Consider the following 18,086-nt stretch of genomic DNA (forward strand, 5'->3'; position numbering starts at 1 on the left):
CCCCTCCGGTGACCGAGGGTTCGGGCCCCGACCAGTCATGCCCTGCATCGGGGACGCGCCCCGCTGACGTGGCCCGTCGGGCGCTACGGGCCGCGCGGGAGCGCGAGGCCAGGGGAGACGAGGGGGCTGACGACTCAGCCCAGTCAGCTCATTCGGATCAGTCCGATCAGTCGGCTGAGCAGGTCGCTGCCGACGCGCCTCCCCAGAGGGCGTCCTCCCCGGGAGCGCGACCGGGCGACGTGGCACGTGAGGCGCTGCGACGGGCGGCCGCGGAGAGGTCCGCCTCCGGTACCGGAGCGGTTCAGGGTGCCCGCGCCGGTGCGGCTGAGGTGTTCGACGCTGCCGTGGACCCCAGCCAGGCACAGTCTCCTGCCGAGACCGGGACACCGGCCGAGATGTCGGCCGGGACACCGGTCGAGACGGAGGCGGAGACGTCGGGCATCCCGACGGGCAGTCCCGCCGCAGGGGGCTCGCGCCCGGGGGACATCGCGCGCGAGGCGTTGCGCGCCGCGCGGGGTGAGGCGAGGCAGGCGCGCACGGACGCCGGAACCAAGCGGGGAACGGACCCTGGAAACAGGGGGGTTGAGGCGGGGCGCCGGTCCACCGACCCGACGCGCGCCGCTTCCGGGGCCCGGCGGAACACCCGGAGCCAGAACCGGCCCACCCAGCCTCAAGACGTACGCGATCTGCTCGCCGCAGCCTTCCACCTGCCCTCCGACACAGCACCACGCGACGCGGCCGACCCCTCCGCCCCCGCTGACGCCGGGGCTGTGGGACGTCGGCCTGCACTCACGGACGACTGGCTCGACGGGGCCTCAAGTGCGGGCCCGGCGCGGCGCGGAGGCGGTGGTGAGGCAGTTCCTGGCTCGGGCTCGGTGCAGGCCGGGGACGCGCCCGAGGCGTCCAGGGATGCGTATTCCGCGCGAGCTGCTGCCGCGGGTGAGTCGATCCAGGACTTGCGGGCGCCACGGTCTGAAGACCCGCGCGACCCGACCTCGGATTCGCCTTGGGCGCCGCCCGAGGGGGTGGCGGTGGTGGTCCGGGGCGCGCACCCCGGGCCCGCACGCGAGGCGACCCCGGACTCGCACCCCGCCGCCCAGCCGGATTCCGCAGCCGTCGCCTCCCCGGAGGCCACGCCCCGGCGCGGAGCGCCCCAGACCCAGCGCCCCGCGCACCCCATGCCCGCAGAGCCACCTGCGACCATGGCCGCCCGGCTCCCGCGTTCCATGGGATCCCCTGGGCGCGACGGTGAGTTGCGCCGTACCTTCGAGGCCTTTCCGGCGCGGGCGTCAGGGGATGACGGCTTCGCGGAGACGTGGTGGGGAAACGCGTGGGTGAGGGCGTTGGAGGAGGGGGCGCTCGATGCGGCGCGGCTCGCTCGGGGGCGGGCGTATGCCGGGCGCGGGCACGTGGACGCGGTCACCGTCACACCGGGGCTGGTGCTCGCCTACGTGCACGGGAGCCGTCCGCGGCCCTATCGCGTACAGGTCGCCCTGGGGACACTGTCCGACGCCGACTGGGACAGATTCCTCGACACGGTCGCCGAGCGGCCCGGGGACATCGCCGCGCTGCTCGACAAGGAGATGCCCAAGTCGCTCGCCGAGTGCGGGGTCGCCCTGCTTCCCGGCCCCGGCGAGCTCGAACCGCACTGCAGCTGCCCCGACTTCGGGCACCCCTGCAAGCACGCGGCTGCCCTCTGCTACCAAACCGCACGGCTGCTGGACGAAGACCCCTTCGTGCTCCTCCTCCTGCGCGGCCGAGGCGAACGCGAACTGCTCGACGCGCTGTCCCGCCGCAACGCGACCCGGATCGCCCGCGCCGCCCAGGACCAGGAACCGGCCCCCGTCCCCGGCATCCGCGCCCGCGACGCCCTCGCGCGGCGTGTACTGCCACCCCTCCCGGCGCCGCTCCCACCGCCCACGCACCCCGAGCAGCCACCGACCTATCCGGACGCGCCGGGCGGCCCGGACCCGTTCGCGCTGGACCAGTTGGCCACCGACGCGGCCGCCCGCGCGCACGCGCTGCTCACCGCGGGCCGCGATCCGGTCGCGGGGCTGACGCTCTGGCAGGACGCGGTGCGCCTCGCCGCCGCCCGGCCCGGTTCCGGCCTCACCGCCGCGACCCGCACCCTGTACGCCTCGCTCGCCGCTGCCGCGGGACGCACCCGGGCCGACCTCGCCCGTGCGGTCGCCGCCTGGCGGCAGGGCGGTTTCGAAGGGCTCGCCGTCCTCGAAGAGCCCTGGGACCCACCGGCGGGCCGCTTCGACCGGGCCCGCCCGCTGCTCCTCGCCGCCGACCTCCCCGCCTTCCGCCCCTGGCGCAACCACCTCACCCACCCGCGAGGCCACGCCCAACTCCGCCTCGGCCACAGCGGCCTCTGGTACGCCTACGAATCCGAACCGGGCCAGGACGACTGGTGGCCCCGTGGCACCCCCGACCTCGACCCGGTGGGCGCGCTCACTGGCCTCGGCGCATCGGGCGACCTCTGACACGGGCGTCGGCGCTCGCCCGCCGTCCGCTGCCGACCAGTTGATGCTCCGGAACACCGACTGCCCGGAATTCTCGACGAGTTGGGCCACCGGCTCGTACCCTGGCGCTCATGTGCCTCAGTGACCACCGCCCCGCCCCGCGGTCCTGCGCGTGTTCCTCGCGCGGTTGTTGTTGCTGATCCTCACCACGGACACGGTCCGTGCCTTGGCCGTCGCGTCCCCGCTGCCGACGCCGCAACCCCTCTTGTAGTTAAGGCACCCCCTGGAGTGCCGCTCCCTCGCACGCTCACGGCGCGGCGCACCTCACCGTGCCCCGCGCCTTCGCCTCCCGCCCGAACGGCCCGAAAGGCAGGCCCCTCCATGCCCCAGTCGTCTCCCACGCCCGACTCCGAATCCGCCTACGACCGCCGCAGACTCCGTCAGTGGCTGGCGGGAGACGCGCGGGCCGACGGGGTGGCCCGTCGCGACATGCTCAGGCTGCTCGCCGCGGCCGGGCTCACCACGGCCGTGTCCACGGCCTTCGGCGCACCCGCAGCGGCCGCCACGGCTGCCAACGCGACATCGGTGTCTCCCTCCGCGACGGTTCCCGGGATCGTGAAACCCCTCCCGGACGAGTGGTTCACGGCCCGCGGCACGAACGCCGAGACCAGGTTCGCGTCCCTCGCCGGCACCGGCTACCACACCCCCAACGACCACTTCTTCGTACGCAATCACACCTCCACCCCCGTCCTGGACGCCAAGGCATGGAGCCTCACCCTCTGGGGAGACGGGCTCGCGCGCGAGCCCGTCGAGTTCACCCTCGCCGACCTCAAGCGGCTCCCCGCCACCACCCGTACCGCGTTCGTGGAGTGCGCGGGCAACGGCCGCAGCTTCTTCACGACGCAGCAGGGGCAGCCGGTCAGCGGCACCGCGTGGACGCTCGGCGCGATCGGCACGGCGCGCTGGAAAGGCGTACGGCTGGCCGAGGTACTGCGCAGGGCCGGACTCACGGACCGCGCCGTGGACGTCCTGCCCCGGGGCCTGGACGCCGAGTACGTCACCGCGGACGGCACGAACCTGGGTCATGTCCGCCGTCCGCTGCCGCTGTCGAAGGCACTGGACGACGTACTGCTCGCGTACGAGATGAACGGCGAACCGCTGCCGGTCGACCACGGTCACCCGGTGCGCGTCCTTGTGCCCTCCTGGGTGGGCATCGCCTCGATCAAGTGGGTCGGCGACATCGAGGTGTCCGCCCAGCCGCTCTACTCGCCGTGGAACACCGACTTCTACCGGCTGTTCGGCGCCGCGTACCCCGAGGGCGGCAGCGTGCCCCTCACCCGCCAGACCCTCAAGAGCGCCTTCGAGCTCGCCTGGAACGCGAGCCTCCCGGCCGGCACGGACCATCGGCTCACCGGCCGTTCCTGGTCGGGTGCCGGTGGCGTCCGCCGTGTCGACGTGAGCACCGACGGCGGGACGAACTGGCGACGTGCCCGGCTGTACGACGCCCCGAGCCGCGCGGGCTGGGTCCGCTGGTCCACCGACTGGCGTCCGAAGACTCCAGGGACGTACACCCTGCTGGCCCGGGCGACCGACACCACGGGCCGCACCCAGCCGGAGACGACCGTCCTCAACACCCAGGGTTACCTCTTCGACGCGGTGGTCCGACACCCCGTCCAGGTGTCCTGAGTGCATGTCCCGCATGTGGCGGACCCGTGTGGGCGGCGCGCACAGCCAGGGGCCTGTGTCCGCCCCCACAGGGACGGAAGTTGGCGTGGAACGGTGAGTGAGACGACGAGCCCTGCCCTCTCGTTTGTACAGGTGAGGGCTTCTTGGTCCCGGTGCATCGATAGTGTTCGTGATCGGAGTGTGGCAGAAGAGCACGATGCAGAACCCCCGTTGGCTCGCCCCGGCCGGGGGTTCGGTCGCGTGCTGAGTCGGGCCCGGCCGCATCTACGTCCCCCCGGAATTGGCACTGTTGTTGCCCTCATGTGCTGCCGCGGCGCGGCGAGGTGTTCCACCGGGCGGCGTGACGGGGCCTGGGCGTGGACGCATCCGCATCAACCGGATCCGACCGGTCGCGGTGGCGACCAGTGCGGCGCGGCGCTGACCGTCGGGGACTACGACGCCGTCGGCGACTACGACGCCGACGGCAAGGTCGTCGTCTTCGCCTTCTGCCCTGGCAGCTACGCCATGGGGGTCGTCGACGGCGCCACCTGCACCGTCAAGAACACCGCCCCGCAGGAGCTCACCGGCGCCGTTTCACAGCCCCTGTGAGCGGGGTCCTGGCGTGACCGCGCAGATCAACCGGCCGGTGAAGGCGACCGCGGGCCTGAACAGCGTTGCTTCCCTCACGACCGAGGGCCATGACCAGGGCGACCCCGAATATCCCAAAGTCGCTCTCGGTGATCCCGTGCTGCACGGCCTCTGACGGGCGGGGCCGCTCCGCCGTCGGGGTTCTTGTGGGGCGCATGTGATGCCCCATAAGGTGAATTGCTCTATGTGGCACGTGAGTTCGAGGTCGTCGGCCAGGGGAGAGTCGTGGAGATCAAAAAGGTAGTGATCCGCGAAGAGGAGCGCACGAACCGCAAGCCCGCCGTCATGGAGAAGCGCCCGCCGACCCGCTGACCGGGCGGGAACGTGAGCGTGAGGTGGATATCAAGGGGACGGTGACGGGGGAGAGTGGTGTGCGCGTACATCTGGTGACCATGCCGTGGCACCCGATCGATCTGCCCTCTCTCCAAGTGGGCTTGCTGCACCAGCTGTTGCGGCAGGTCCGCCCGGACGACGATGTGCGTGAGTTCCACGGCTCGCTGCGCTGGGCGGAGTTCCTCCTCGAGCGGTCCGGCGGGCGGCTGCGCCCCGGTGACTACGAGACGATCGGCAGCGATTCGATCTTCGACGGCCTCGGTGACTGGGTCTTCTCGGGTGTGCTGTACGAGGATGAGAACTGGGGCGTCGCCAGGCTGAAGGAGTACGCCGCACGTCGCGGTCTCTGCATCGACACCGCCGCCGACATGCGGGTCCACGCGGCCGAGTTCATCGACGAGTGCGCGAGAGAGGTGCTCGCCCAGGAACCGGACGTCGTCGGGTTCACCACCACGTTCATGCAGAACGTACCCTCGCTCGCGCTGGCCAGGGAGCTCAAGCGCCACCGTCCCGGGCTCACCGTGGTCTTCGGCGGCAGCAACTGCGACGGCCCGATGGGGCACGCCCTGCACCGCAACCATCCCTTCGTCGACCACGTGGTGCGCGGCGAGGGCGAGTACGCCTTCCCGGCGCTCCTGCGCCACCTGGACGCCGACACGCCACCTGCCGACGTACCGGGTCTGTGCTGGTGGGAAGGGCAGACGGACGGCCGGGTCTCGCGGGCGAACACCGAGTCCCGGCGCACCGTGGCGCCCTCCGACATCCCCGCGCCCGACTACGATCAGTGGCAGGCAGCCCTCGACGCCTCCCCCGTCCTCGAATACGTCTACCCGAAGCTGGTGGTCGAGGGGGCACGCGGCTGCTGGTGGGGCGAGAAACACCACTGCACCTTCTGCGGGCTCAACGGCTCCTCCATGGCGTTCCGCGCCAAGTCGGGCGAGCAGCTGTGGAGCGAGATCGACCACCTCGTACGGCGGCACCGCATCCTCGACGTCGTCACTGTCGACAACATCATCGACATGGCGTATTTCAAGGACTTCCTGCCTCTCGCCGCCGAGAGCGGCTGGGACCTGCGGATGCACTACGAGGTCAAGTCCAACCTCAATCGTGAACAGATCGCCCTCCTCGGGCGGGCCGGAGCCGTGCTCATCCAGCCCGGCATCGAAAGCCTGAGCAACCGGGTCCTCGACCTCATGGACAAGGGCGTCAGCGGCGCCCGCAACGTCCGCACACTCCGTGAGTGCGAGAACCACGCGCTGACCGTCACCTGGAACTACCTGTACGGCTTCCCGGGCGAGACCGCCGAGGACTACGCCCCGGTCGTCGACCAACTGCCCGCGCTCGTCCACCTGCAGCCCCCGGGCGGCGCCCACCGCATCCAACTGGAGCGGTTCAGCCCGAACTTCACGGACCCGGGGTTCGGCTTCGGCAACCGGCGCCCAGCCGAGATGTATCACCATGTCTACGAGCTGCCCGAGTCCGAACTCACCGACCTTGTCTACCTGTTCGCGACGGACGACGCGGGCATCGGCGGAGAGACCGAGAGCCGGCTCAAGCGGGCCGTCGCGGCATGGCGCGACGGCCATCACGGATCGAGCCTGGTGATGGAGGAAGCGGAACCGGAGGACGGCATGGACGTACTGCTCGTACACGACCGGCGCCACGGCTGGCCCCGCCGCACCCACCGGCTGACCGGCTGGCAGGCGCAAGCGCTGCGCCGCCTCGAGGACGGGCGGACGGAGCCCGCGCTGCGCCGGCTGCTCACCGGCGACGGACACGACATCCCGGCCGAGGAGCTGAACGGGTGGATCCAGCAGGCTCAGGCGACGGGGCTGGTGTTCCGCGACGGGCGGACGTACGTGTCCCTGCCTACGTGGGACGTACCGGACCGCATCGACCCCGACCCGGCTCCGCAGTTCACGGGCCGTCAGGAGGCGGCCGGATGACCGGGCTTCCCGAGACCGTCCCCCACCGCTTGATCGGCCGACAGGTCCACGTGGACGTGCCGCTGCGCCTGGGCGGGGCGGGACGCGAGACGGTGGTGGCGGTCCAGTTCCTGCGCGAGTGCCAGAGCCAACAGCTCCGTCCGCACTGGGAGATCGCCTACGAAGACCGGCCGCGAGGCGACGACGCGCCCGACACGCATGACACCCCGTACTTACGGATGCTGCACCACCTCCCGCCGCCCGTCGAACGGCCCGACGAACCAGGTGAGTTGAGCGCCTGGCGCGCCTCGCACGCCGCCTTCCCCGCCGGTATGCTCTACCACCGCCGCGGCCCGGACTTCATCACCGTCATGGACCGCAGAGAGCGGCCCGCCTCGGCGAGGTTCACCCTCGACCACCCGGATCTGGTCGCCACCTTCGCCAGGGTCCAGGAGCCCACGCCGCTAGGTGAACTCGACGCCGTGCAACGGGAGGCCGTCGACCTGCTCGCGGCCGAGCGGCTCGCTCTCGTCGCCGACGGTTGGGCGGTGGCCCTGCCGCCGCGGCTGCGCCGTTGGCCCGTTCCCTGCACGGGGATCTGAGGGGTGGGCGCGTCACGGGCCGACGGGACGGTCCTCCTGCGTCGCCACCGTCCCTTCGTGCTGCTGTGCGGCGAGCAGGTCGCCAGCTCTGTCGGGCGGCAGATCACCGCTCTCGCACTGACCCTGCTGGCAGTGACCGACCTCGGCGCGGGGCCGTTCGGGGCGGCCGCGCTGCTGGCGCTGACCTATCTGCCCGGCGCCGTGCTGAGCCCGCTGGCCGGAGCGATCGTCGACCGGATCAGGCTGCGCCGCCTCCTCGTGTGGGTGACCAGCCTGCAGACCCTGGTCGTCGGCTCGATCCCGTTGGCCGGCGCGGTGGGGCATGTCACCCTGGCGCACCTGTACGTGGTCGCAGGCGTCTCGGGCACCCTGACCTTCACGCTCACGGTCGCGCTCCAGGCAGCGCTGCCGCGCGTCGTCGGCGCGGAGCGGCTCCTCGCCGCCAACTCGGCGCTGACCGCGGCCCGTACGAGCGGACAGGTCGGCGGCCCTGCGCTCGGCGGTGTCATGGTCGGGCTCCTCGGAGCCGACGCGGCGCTCCTCGCGGGCAGTGTGGCCTACGCGATCGAGGCGCTCCTCCTGTTCGCGCTTCCCGTCGCGCTGAACGCCCTGACAGGCTCGCGGGAGCCCGCCCACGCGAAGTCCCTGGCCGGCTCACTGCGTACGGGACTCGCGGTGGTGCGTGCCGAGCGCCGGCTGCGCCGCATGGTCCTGGCGGGCGCCGGACTCAACCTCGGCAGCGGCGCGGCGGCCGCCCTCTACGTCTTCTACGCGACCCGTGATCTCGCCCTGCCTGCCTGGCAGTTGGGCGCGACGTACGCGGCCTACAGCGCGGCCACCCTGGCGGGCGCCCTGCTCGCAGGACGCTTCGCCAGGACCTCGGGGCTGTGGCGGGCCACGCAGATCTTCGGGCTCGCGGCAGGCACTGCCGTGTTCCTGATCCCAGCCGCGTCGCTGGGCCTCGCCTTCCCCGTGCTGCTCGCGTACCAGGTCTGCTACGGCCTCTCCGGCACCGTATGGATGATCTCCATGACGACCACGCAGCAACTGGTCACCCCTGACGGCATGCAGGGCCGCGTCGCGGGACTCGTGCAGGCGGTGCTGCTCACGACAGTGCCGGTCGGAGCCCTTGCGGGCGGTGCGCTGGCCGCCTGGCTCGGCAACGTGCCCATGCTCATGGGTGCGGCGGCCATAACCCTGCTCTCCGCGACGACCCTTTGGGCACCCATGGGGGCGGGCGGCACGGTGCCGGAGCGGGCCCTGGACGCGGAGGCGCAGAGCCGCCGCTAGTCACTCACGACGGCCTCCCGTTCGACCCTGTCCGGTACGCCGCCTGCTCCGAAGACCTGTCGTCGCCCTGCGGGGGAGGTGGTGCTGGGGGATGCGCGACCGGGCCAGGAACTGGGAAGTCGTGAGACGGCCCGGGAGGTCTTCCACCTGGTCAAACTGCTACAGCCAGGACCCCGCTCACAGGGATTGTGGAGCTGTAGAACCCCCGCTGGCCCGCCTCCGTCCGGCGGGGCTCCGTGATGTGAGGGGGCATGGTCCGTTAGCTGACTGGAAGGGAACGGCTGGCCCCGGGTGCTCGCTGAAGGCCCGGCCGACGCCGGGACGGCGAAAATCTTGGTGTGCGGGGCCGACGGGACCGGGTACCGTCTTGGTCATGTTCTTTCAGACGCCGATTTACGAGTGAGCGGGTGACGGGCCCCTGCTGACGTCCTTCGATGTCGCCGCGCCCGTCCCTCACCGATGAATCCGTAGATCACTTCATATCTTTGCCGGGAGAACCCGTGACCGTGAGCAAGAACATCAACAACCCCGTGGGCATGGGCGGCGGCAAGCGCAAGAAGCTGTCCCGCGCCGAACGGCAGAACCACGGTCCGCACCGCAACCTCGACCGCCAGGGTGCTGCCGACCAGAAGGCAGAGCTGGTGCGCAAGATGCGCGAGAAGGTCGGCGCAGCCGAGGACGCTGGGCAGACGAGCGACGACGCCGCACAGAGCTGACGCACCGCCGTCGCAGGGCGGCACCGCATGGGGTAGGGCCCGGACCGCGACGCGCGGTCCGGGCCCTCCTGCCGTACTGGGCGCCACCGGTCCCGCTCAGCTCTCGGCCGAGCACCCGCCGAACCCGACCCTTCGGGAGGAACTGGCCGGGCTGCAACCCGACACACTTCCGTACCTGCGCACGGTTCGCCGACGACAGCAAGAACGACGAGGACGCAGCAGGGACGGAGCTGCAGGCCACCCGCATCACCCTGTGTCTGCCGGCCCCACCGAATAGGACAGCTCACCGCGCAATCCAGGATTTGGACGGCCGCCTGCCCCGGCTCGTCGAACGCTGCGCCCCGCACCTGCTGACTGTGGTGGGCATCGGCACGGACATGGCCGTCACCTTGCTGATCACGGTGGGGGCCAACCCGGAACGCTTGGACAGTGCGGCGTCCTTCGCTGTGCTGTGCGGGGTCGGTCCCGCCGAGTGTTCCTCCGGACGCCGGCAGTACCGTCGCCTCAACCGCGGCGGCGACCGGCAGGCCAACGCTGCGCTCCATCGCATCGTGTTCACGCGTCTGCGGGTCGACCCGCAGACGCAGGACTCCTGGACGCGCTGCCCGGGGGAGCGGCGGCGGTGTGGCCACGGGTTGTACGGGTTGGCAGGGTGACAATGCCGAATACGACGACCGCCGCTTCGCCCGGGTGGCCGAGGCCGTGGGCGCGGCTCCGTGGTGGCGTCGCCTCAGGGGCGACGCCGTACGAAGCCCAGGTAGGCGAAGCCTTCGCCCTCACGGGGCGCCCGGGTCCAGGACCGGGTGGTGAACATGGGGAGGCTGCCCTGGGACAGGGCGAAACAGGGAAGCGAAATGCCCAGTTCGGCGTGCAGGGTCTCCAACAGGCATGTCTCTCGGTCAAGATGGGTGTCCGGTGAGCCGACAAAACGCGCGGGATCCAGGGTGTTGGGTATCGCACCCGAGCGCCGGATGTCGTTGCCCCGCACCGTGAACGCATAGAGTTCCACGCCGCGTTCGGCCACCGAGACATGGAATGCGGCCGGGTGATCAGCCGAGTGCCGCTGCGGCTCACGCCACACCACCACGGCGCGACCCGACGCGGAGGCGGCCGCGGCGGGGGACTGGAACAGGTGGTTGATGCCCTGGTGGGACTGGCCGTCGAAGGCGAAGGCCCACCCCTCGCTGCAGCGGCCGGCCATGACCGCGGCCCGGTCCTCCCAGAGCTCGACGCCCTCCCGCTCGTGGTTCTGCCTCAACGGCCGGTACGCCCTGGCTGCGTGCACGGGCGCACTCAGTTCGGCACCCTCGTCGCCTATCAGAGCGGGTAGGTCGGCGGGGTCGGCGCCCTCGACCCAGACGCAGCGGTACGCGTCGAACGGTCGCCCATGTATCCCGGTCGTCACCAGCCAGGTGAGACCCGGCGGGTCGAGATCGGGCGCCGGCTCGGGAGCGGGCCCGGACTCGCCTGCGCGCGGGGTCGCGAGGATCTCTCGCCCGCGCTGCGGGGTGATCAGCGACCCCAGAACCGGATCGGCGAGCAGGCCAAGGGGCGCGAGCAGCAAAGGCCCAGGTGGTGTCCACTGGGTAAGCGCGACACGCAGCATTCGCCACGCGGCATCGGTCGCTCCCCATCGGGCCGACTCCCGGGCCTCGTTGACGGCCCGGCCCCAATCACCCGGCGGCTCATAGCGATGGGTGCCGTCGCGCAGCGCGCTCAACAGGGCCTCGGCGATTTCCCGGTCGACCCCACGGGCGGCCATCATCCCCAGCCAGTGGTCGTCTCCGCCCAGTCGCCGTGCGCCGGAGGCCGGTTCGATGGCCGACACCGTAAGGAGCTCGGGTAGATAGCGGGGGTCAGCCACAAAGGAGCCGTAGTCCCGCTGAGCGCGGGGAGCCGCCAGATGCTGCAACTGGTTCAGCAGAATGGCGCTGTTCGGTCGTCCGAAGGACCGCGCCTCCTCGAGCAAGGGCAGGGCCTCCTCATGCTGTCCGCGCAGGGCGAGGAGGCGGGCCTCCTCGACCCGGGCGTCCTGGGCGCGCGTGGTGGCGTTCTCGAAGTCCGGCCGCCCCGCCCGGTCGCCGTGGAAGCTCCGGTACATGGCCTCCATGTAGGCACGGAACGACGGGTAGCGGTTCGGGTATTCACCGCTCCAGCCCTTGTAGATGTAGAGCGGCCACTCGCCGTGCTCGTCGCGGTCGCCCGGGTCGAGCAGAGCTAGCGTCATATCGGAGTCCGTCTCCAGGCGCAGCGATCGCTGCCACATGCCGGCGAGCAGGACTTCCTGCTCGCCCGGGTCGTCGCCCAGATTCTCTTCGTACATCTCGGTCAACCCGTACGGGTCCCGGGACCAGTCGATGTCCGCGATCCCACCGAGCTGATAGACCCCGGCCGTCTGCTCCACGCGCCATCCGTCGCTCGCGGCCAGGAACTGGCGGTAGGAGGGCGGCAGTCGCTTCCCCAGCCGCTTCTCGACCGTGGTGATCGCGGTCTCGTCCGCCCCGGGCCTGCCCAGCCTGACGGGACCCGGACCGGCGTCCCCGTCCTCCTGGTGCTCGGCGCGGGGAACCCACTCCTCCTGCCAACGGCCGAGGAAGTCATGCCAGTTGAAAGACTCGTCACTCATGACCGAGATCGTGCACCCCACCACTGACATTGATACTCGTAGCCGGGTTCCGGTGGTCGTGGCTCCACCACTGACTGACGCCCTGCTGGGCTGTCCTCGCGTTGTTCTGTCCGGCTGCCGGGACCCGTTCTTCATGGCTCCGGCCAGGTGGAACATGACCTGATAGGAGCTTGGTCAGAAGCCCCCTCAATGTCCTGTCCGCCCCACCCGGCCGGGCGCCACCTCCGGCTAGGAAGGCACCTTCAGCATGACAGCAGCGGGCACGACGGACACAGCGCACGAGACCGTGTACGGCGGAGTGGACTCCCACAAGGACACGATCCACGTGGCGGTCGTCACCGACCAGGGCAGCCACGTCACCGACACCGAGTTCCCCACCACGACCGCCGGCTTCGCCGCGGCCGTCGCTTTCCTGAACGCCCACGGCATCGTGGCCGCTGTCGGATTGGAGGGAACCTCCTCCTACGGCCTCGGGTTCACCCGCGCCGCCCGCCACGCGGGCCTGACGGTGGTGGAGGTCAACCGGCCCGACAGGGCAGAACGCCGCCGGATCGGCAAGTCCGACCCGATCGACGCCTACGCGGCCGCCCGCGCCGTCCTGTCCGGACGGGCGGCAGCCGCGCCGAAGGACGACACCGTCAGCGGCATACGCGCCCTCCACAACGCGGCCCGGTCCGCGATCAAGGCCCGCACCGCCACGCTGAACCAGATCGGGCACATCCTCATCACCGCCCCGGACAGCATCCGCGCCAAATACCGTGCCCTGCACGGAAAGGCACAGACCGACGCCCTCGCCCGCCTGCGTCCCACAGGCGACCAGCTGCATACCGCCGTGCTGACCGCGCTGAAGAGCCTCGCCCGGCGCGTCCAGGCCCTCACCACCGAGCACAATGCACTCACCGCGGCACTGGACGCAGCCGTCACCCAGGAGAATCCGGGCCTGCGCGCCGCCTACGGTGTCGGCCCCGACACAGGCGCCCAGCTCCTGATCACCGCCGGCGGCAACCCCGACCGCCTGCGCACCGAGGCATCCCTGGCAGCCCTGTGCGGCGCCGCCCCCGTCCCCGCCTCCAGCGGCAAAACCAACCGCCACCGTCTCTCCCGGGGCGGCGACCGCGCCGCCAACGCCGCTCTCTACCGGATAACCCTCGTACGGATGGCGAGCGATGGCCGCACCCGCGACTACGTGGCCCGGCAGACCGAAGCCGGACGGACCAAGAAGGAGATCATCCGACTCCTCAAACGCGCCATCGCCCGGGAAGTCTTCCGCTGTCTCACCACAGCGGTGGCCGTCCCCGCCATCGCCGACCTGCGACCCGCGCGCCAGGCCAAGAACATCACCCTCACCGCCGCCGCCCACCACTTCAACGTCTGGCCCGCAGTCATCTCCTGCATCGAACGCGGCACCCGCCGCGACGACACCCTCGCCAATGCCTACCGCGACTGGCTAACCGCCGCTTGACAGCCAATAGGAGCATCAACGAGTCACTCAGAAGACATACGCCGTCCGTTCTTGACGGCGGTCGGTCGGGGACGGTGCGTTGTCGGTGCCGGGCTGGCGGGGCGTGCCCGATAGGGGCCCGCCGATCGTTGTGGCGTCCTCACGATTCTGACCACCCGGTTGGCCCGGTACCGGCAACGCGACGCGCCGTCGGACCGGAAGGGGAACGGGCATGTCCAGTTCGACCATGTCCAGTACGCCACCTGTGCCGCAGACCCGTCGTCGTCGCCCGGCGGGGGAGGTGGTCCTGGGAGCGGATACGCAATCGGGCCAGGAAATGGGGAGCCGGCAGGTCTTCCACCTGCTCGGACAGCTGCAGCCAGGACCCCGCTCAAAGGGGCCGTGGAAGGAAGTGATCGGCGTGTCCGAACCGATGAGGATCGCCGGAGACATCGGGCGGCGGTTGGCAGCGCGGTGCGAGGAGTTGGGGGTCAGCAGGGAGCAGGTGGCCGCGCTTGCGGGTACAGCTCCGGATTACCTGAGGTACGTGGAGGAGCAGCCGACCGCGGCCCCGAGTACGGGCTTGCTGATCCGGCTGGCCGACGCACTGGCGACCACTGTTGCCCAACTGCGCGGCAGTAATGTCGACTTGCCGCCCGACATCGGGCAGGCGGCCTACCACCCAGAGTTGACGGAGCAGGGTCCCGGGGAGTGCTGGATCCGGCTGTCCACGCACGGTGTGGGACGCGTCTCGGTGTCCACACCCGGCGGACCCGCCATCGTCCCGGTCAACTACACGGTCGTGGACGGCGCGGTCGCCTTCAGGATCGCGCCCGGTGCCACGCCCGCCCTGGCTGCCGGAACCGAGGCCGCGTTGGTGGACCACATCGACGAGGCGCTGAGCCAGGGCTGGAGCGTTCTCGTCCTCGGCCGTGCCGAGTACGGGTCTGACCCCGCCGCCCGGCACCTCGTCGACACGGCCCGCTCCGCGCCGTGGGCGGGCGGCGATCGCGAACTGTGGGTGCGCATCGCCCCGGAGCGGGTCAGCGGACGCCGTATCAGCGTCCGCTGACCCGCTCCGGGGTCGTGGGTCCGTGGTGCCTGGGTCAGTCGTGCGGGACGACGGCGACCGGGGCGGCAGCGTGGTGCATCACCGCGTGGGCCACCGGGCCGAGGTGCGTACCGATCTCCGAGTCCCGGTTGCGGCGGCCGATGACCAGTAGACCGGCGCCGGAAGCGGCCTCCACCAGGTGGTGAGCGACTCCGCCGGTCAAAGACTTCTCCGTCACCTCGACTTCGGGGAACTTCTCCCGCCACGGGCGCAGCACGTCGGTCAGACCGATCACCTCCTGTGCGGCCAGTTCGCCGCCCAGGCCCGGAGTGACGGCGCCGGAGGTGTAGCCGAAGCCGGTGTCCATGCCGTAGTAGGCCGGCGGGGACCAGCCGTGAATGACACGAAGCGCCGATGCTCGACGGGCGGCGGCGTCGAAGGCGAACTCGATCAGCGCGTCGGCGGGCCGCCGCAGGTCCAGGCCGAGCACGACTTCGCCGAACGGGGGCTCCGCAGGGCGAGGGACGGAGGCGTTCGGCTCCTCGGCCCGTACCAGGACCACCGGGTGGCTTGCGCGGGCAACCACCGAGAGCGCCACCGAGCCGACCAGGAAACCGCCGATGCCGCTCAGCCCCCGCGATCCTATGACCAGCAGTTCGGCGTCGTCGTCGGCCGCCAGCAGCACCGGAACCGGCTGCCCGTTGACCTGGTCGGCGCTGACCCGCAGGTCGAGGTAGCGGTGACGCAGATCCTCCTCGGCCTCGCGCGGCACGCGCTCCGCCCAGTGGCGCTGCAGCCCCGGCCCAACCGACTGCGCGTAGGCAGTGGGGTAGTTGTACGACTGCATTTCCCATGCGTATACGAGGCGGCAGGGCAGATCACGGAGCAGGGACTCACGGGCCGCCCAGTCCGCCGCGGCCAGGCTTTCGCGCGAGCCGTCCAAGCCTACGGTGATGATGCGGGACATGCTGCCAACTTCCTTGTGGAGTGGGTGTGTTGCGGTTGGCAGCGAGGGAGGCCGAGCTGTCCGGCCCGGCCCCGGTGCGACCGCGCGGTGCCGTTGCTCTCTGCCAGAGGTGTGTCCGGGGGACCGGATTACCGGTCCCCCGTGTACGGGCGGCCGGGGTCAGCGGAGCCAGGAGTGGTCGCGGACCACAGGGAGGCTCGCCCAGGTCCTGCCGAGTCCCCAGGTAACGCCGGCGCCCGCGACCGCGAGGGCGATCAATACGACGGCGTACAGGACGTGGTAGTCGATGAGCGGGTTGCTGGACATGCTGGGCGAGCCGTCGGCGAGGTACTTGGCAGGCGGCCATTCGGCGATCCACATGAACGCCATCAGGGCTGTGCCGGCGACCGCGGCGAGCCGCAGTGCGATGCCGCTGACCAGCGCGACGCCGACGGCGAGCAGGCCGAGCATGAACAGCCAGTTCGCCCAGCCCGCTCCGGCCCAGGAGCGGAAGGTGGATTGCATGGGTCCGACGGCGACGCCGCTGAGGAAGCCCTGGGTGGGTGAGCCGCCGTCAATCCAGCTCTTGCCGGATGCGGTGGCGTAGCCGAGGCCGAAGGTCTTGTCGAGGAAGGCCCACAGGAAGACGAACCCGGTCACGATCCGCAGCCCCGCGAAGACCCGGGTGAAGGTCGCCGTGGCCGTCGTGTCGGTCGCGGTCTCGCCGGACCTCTGGGCCGTCCCGGCCCTGCGTCGCGACGGGAGGTGGAACCCCGTGTGCCGGCCGGAAGTTTCGTGTACAGCCATGATGTTCATCCCTGTCTGGGGTCTGGTAGGCGTAGCAGGTGTCGGTCCGCGTGCCGTCGTCGTCCTGCGCTCAATGTCCTGCCCGGACCGGTCGGACCGCAGGGGCCCACAGGTACCGTCACAGGGGCCGAACGTCCCTACCCCTCCCCACTCCGGAGCCGCACGGGTGCCGGAGAGGGTCCTGCCGTCCTGTGCCGCCGCCTACCCGTTCCGGGCGGACCCACTGCCTGGGCGGGAGGTGGGGGCCGTTCGGCCCCTGCCGTGGGCGGGGACACCGAGCGATGCTGGATCAACGGCAGGGCGGTTCGTCGCGTCGAGGTCACACCAGGCCACAGCGACAGCCCTGCGGACGGGCCCGGGCCGATCCCCTGCTCCGCCGACGTACTCCGGGACCTCGCGTGGATACGACGCGGTCCTCATTCTGAGGAGCAGCACCATGGAAGTTCTGATCTTCCTTCTGGCCATCGTGATCTTTCTGGTCCTGGTGGTACTCGCCATGGCCGTCAAGGTCGTCAAGCAGTACGAGCAAGGGGTGCTGTTCAGGTTCGGCCGGCTCGTCGGATCACGGGAACCGGGGCTGCGGGTCATCGTCCCGGTCGTGGATGTTCTGCACCGGGTGTCGCTGCGGATCGTGACGATGCCGATCCAGTCCCAGGGCATCATCACCAGGGACAACGTGAGCGTCGATGTGTCGGCGGTCGCCTACTTCCGGGTCGTGGACGCGGTGAAATCGGTCATCGCGATAGAGAACGTCCACACGGCGATCGACCAGATCGCGCAGACCACCCTGCGCAAGGTCGTCGGCCAGCACACTCTCGACGAGACACTCTCGGAGACCGACCGCATCAACCTCGACATTCGCGAGATCCTCGACGTCACGACCGCCGAGTGGGGCGTAGAGGTCACCCTGGTGGAGCTCAAGGACATCCAGCTCCCCGACAGCATGAAGCGGGCGATGGCCCGGCAGGCCGAGGCCGAGCGCGAGAAGCGCGCCAAAATCATCAACGCCGAGGGCGAGTCACTGGCCGCCGCGGCACTCGGCGACGCCTCGGACATCATGATGGACCACCCGCTCGCACTCCAACTCCGTAACCTCCAGAGCCTGGTGGAGATCGGCGTGGACAAGAACACCACCGTTGTCTTCCCCGCCCCCCTCATGAGCACGATCGGCGAACTCGGCTCCTTCCTCGCCCGCGAGACAGCAGCAGCCGCCACGCCCACCGCGCTGCCGTCGGCCGACGACACCAGGACCGCCACGCCCATCGCGCCGCCGTCTGCCGACGACACCGGGACCGATCCCGCCCCGGTACTGAACGGGGCAGCCAAGACCGTCTGATCAACCGCGTCGCCGTGGCGGTGACCTGCCAGGCCCGGTCATGGCAGGTCACCGCCACGGCGGCGCAGGGCGGTGGTCCCCTTGTGCCTGGTCCGGACGGGGCTACGTCGGCGCTCAGACGTCCTGGACCCTGGCGCTTACTGCCAGTTGACACGGATGCACCCGGGCGGCCCCTGTGCGGTCGCCCGATGCCTCCCCGCGGCCGCCGGTCCGATCCCGAACTCTCCCGCCG

Annotated in this window: 16 protein-coding genes; 13 read left to right on the forward strand and 3 right to left on the reverse strand. The window is 71.0% G+C overall.

The features are described 5' to 3' along the window. Nucleotides 1-395: 395 nt before the first annotated feature. From ACFWP7_RS21955 to ACFWP7_RS22000, 10 genes are all read left to right on the forward strand, one after another. On the forward strand, nucleotides 396-2,489 hold the full coding sequence (locus ACFWP7_RS21955; protein WP_384383400.1) for an SWIM zinc finger family protein: 2,094 nt from the start codon (nucleotides 396-398) through the stop codon (nucleotides 2,487-2,489). Nucleotides 2,490-2,849: 360 nt separating this feature from the next. After that, nucleotides 2,850-4,154 carry a sulfite oxidase gene (locus ACFWP7_RS21960; protein ID WP_384383308.1) on the forward strand — a complete coding sequence of 435 codons (1,305 nt, stop codon included), beginning with the start codon at nucleotides 2,850-2,852 and terminating at the stop codon, nucleotides 4,152-4,154. A gap of 300 nt (nucleotides 4,155-4,454) precedes the next feature. Continuing rightward, a complete protein-coding gene (locus ACFWP7_RS21965; protein ID WP_384383309.1) occupies nucleotides 4,455-4,742 on the forward strand; it encodes a hypothetical protein in 288 nt (95 codons plus the stop codon). 13 nt (nucleotides 4,743-4,755) lie between these two features. Continuing rightward, nucleotides 4,756-4,896: a hypothetical protein gene (locus ACFWP7_RS21970; protein WP_384383311.1), complete on the forward strand. Its 141-nt coding sequence runs from the start codon at nucleotides 4,756-4,758 to the stop codon at nucleotides 4,894-4,896. 71 nt (nucleotides 4,897-4,967) lie between these two features. Next, on the forward strand, nucleotides 4,968-5,093 hold the full coding sequence (locus ACFWP7_RS21975; RefSeq protein WP_384383313.1) for a hypothetical protein: 126 nt from the start codon (nucleotides 4,968-4,970) through the stop codon (nucleotides 5,091-5,093). Nucleotides 5,094-5,152: 59 nt separating this feature from the next. After that, nucleotides 5,153-7,060: a RiPP maturation radical SAM C-methyltransferase gene (locus ACFWP7_RS21980; RefSeq protein ID WP_384383315.1), complete on the forward strand. Its 1,908-nt coding sequence runs from the start codon at nucleotides 5,153-5,155 to the stop codon at nucleotides 7,058-7,060. Then, entirely contained in the window at nucleotides 7,057-7,641 is a 585-nt protein-coding gene (locus ACFWP7_RS21985; protein WP_384383316.1) for a DUF5825 family protein, read from the forward strand. Before ACFWP7_RS21980 ends, ACFWP7_RS21985 begins: the two co-directional genes overlap by 4 nt. Nucleotides 7,642-7,644: 3 nt before the next feature. Then, complete coding sequence (locus tag ACFWP7_RS21990; RefSeq protein WP_384383318.1) at nucleotides 7,645-8,931, forward strand: MFS transporter; 1,287 nt, start codon at nucleotides 7,645-7,647, stop codon at nucleotides 8,929-8,931. 500 nt (nucleotides 8,932-9,431) lie between these two features. Then, nucleotides 9,432-9,647 carry a DUF6243 family protein gene (locus ACFWP7_RS21995; protein ID WP_384383320.1) on the forward strand — a complete coding sequence of 72 codons (216 nt, stop codon included), beginning with the start codon at nucleotides 9,432-9,434 and terminating at the stop codon, nucleotides 9,645-9,647. A gap of 302 nt (nucleotides 9,648-9,949) precedes the next feature. Beyond that, a complete protein-coding gene (locus ACFWP7_RS22000) occupies nucleotides 9,950-10,303 on the forward strand; it encodes a transposase (RefSeq protein ID WP_384383322.1) in 354 nt (117 codons plus the stop codon). A 74-nt stretch (nucleotides 10,304-10,377) separates the two neighbouring features. Here ACFWP7_RS22000 and ACFWP7_RS22005 read toward each other — a convergent pair whose 3' ends face one another. After that, complete coding sequence (locus ACFWP7_RS22005; RefSeq protein WP_384383324.1) at nucleotides 10,378-12,273, reverse strand: SMI1/KNR4 family protein; 1,896 nt, start codon at nucleotides 12,271-12,273, stop codon at nucleotides 10,378-10,380. A 247-nt stretch (nucleotides 12,274-12,520) separates the two neighbouring features. Between ACFWP7_RS22005 and ACFWP7_RS22010 the strand changes: the two genes are divergently transcribed. Next, the gene (locus tag ACFWP7_RS22010; RefSeq protein WP_384383326.1) at nucleotides 12,521-13,735 is read left to right on the forward strand and encodes an IS110 family transposase; all 1,215 of its coding nucleotides are present in this window, start codon (nucleotides 12,521-12,523) and stop codon (nucleotides 13,733-13,735) included. A 400-nt stretch (nucleotides 13,736-14,135) separates the two neighbouring features. After that, nucleotides 14,136-14,786 carry a helix-turn-helix domain-containing protein gene (locus ACFWP7_RS22015; RefSeq protein WP_384383327.1) on the forward strand — a complete coding sequence of 217 codons (651 nt, stop codon included), beginning with the start codon at nucleotides 14,136-14,138 and terminating at the stop codon, nucleotides 14,784-14,786. A 34-nt stretch (nucleotides 14,787-14,820) separates the two neighbouring features. On the opposite strand, the gene ACFWP7_RS22020 is transcribed toward ACFWP7_RS22015, so the two are convergent. Then, nucleotides 14,821-15,732 (reverse strand): universal stress protein, encoded by a 912-nt coding sequence (locus tag ACFWP7_RS22020; RefSeq protein ID WP_384383329.1) that lies wholly within the window; start codon nucleotides 15,730-15,732, stop codon nucleotides 14,821-14,823. A gap of 159 nt (nucleotides 15,733-15,891) precedes the next feature. After that, nucleotides 15,892-16,518: a DoxX family protein gene (locus ACFWP7_RS22025; RefSeq protein ID WP_384383330.1), complete on the reverse strand. Its 627-nt coding sequence runs from the start codon at nucleotides 16,516-16,518 to the stop codon at nucleotides 15,892-15,894. Between the two features lie 436 nt (nucleotides 16,519-16,954). Here ACFWP7_RS22025 and ACFWP7_RS22030 point away from each other — a divergent pair, with 436 nt between their 5' ends. After that, nucleotides 16,955-17,854: a slipin family protein gene (locus ACFWP7_RS22030; protein ID WP_384383332.1), complete on the forward strand. Its 900-nt coding sequence runs from the start codon at nucleotides 16,955-16,957 to the stop codon at nucleotides 17,852-17,854. Nucleotides 17,855-18,086 lie beyond the last annotated feature (232 nt).

The organism is Streptomyces sp. NPDC058470 (genome assembly GCF_042721055.1).
Lineage (GTDB): Bacteria > Actinomycetota > Actinomycetes > Streptomycetales > Streptomycetaceae > Streptomyces.

What these genes read in the sequence shown, in the direction of transcription:
- ACFWP7_RS21955 (WP_384383400.1), top strand. Translation starts at nt 396, where the DNA reads ATGTCGGCCGGGACACCGGTCGAGACGGAGGCGGAGACGTCGGGCATC.
- ACFWP7_RS21960 (WP_384383308.1), top strand. Translation starts at nt 2,850, where the DNA reads ATGCCCCAGTCGTCTCCCACGCCCGACTCCGAATCCGCCTACGACCGC.
- ACFWP7_RS21965 (WP_384383309.1), top strand. Translation starts at nt 4,455, where the DNA reads ATGTGCTGCCGCGGCGCGGCGAGGTGTTCCACCGGGCGGCGTGACGGG.
- ACFWP7_RS21985 (WP_384383316.1), top strand. Translation starts at nt 7,057, where the DNA reads ATGACCGGGCTTCCCGAGACCGTCCCCCACCGCTTGATCGGCCGACAG.
- ACFWP7_RS22005 (WP_384383324.1), bottom strand. Translation starts at nt 12,273, where the DNA reads ATGAGTGACGAGTCTTTCAACTGGCATGACTTCCTCGGCCGTTGGCAG.
- ACFWP7_RS22010 (WP_384383326.1), top strand. Translation starts at nt 12,521, where the DNA reads ATGACAGCAGCGGGCACGACGGACACAGCGCACGAGACCGTGTACGGC.
- ACFWP7_RS22020 (WP_384383329.1), bottom strand. Translation starts at nt 15,732, where the DNA reads ATGTCCCGCATCATCACCGTAGGCTTGGACGGCTCGCGCGAAAGCCTG.
- ACFWP7_RS22025 (WP_384383330.1), bottom strand. Translation starts at nt 16,518, where the DNA reads ATGGCTGTACACGAAACTTCCGGCCGGCACACGGGGTTCCACCTCCCG.
- ACFWP7_RS22030 (WP_384383332.1), top strand. Translation starts at nt 16,955, where the DNA reads ATGGAAGTTCTGATCTTCCTTCTGGCCATCGTGATCTTTCTGGTCCTG.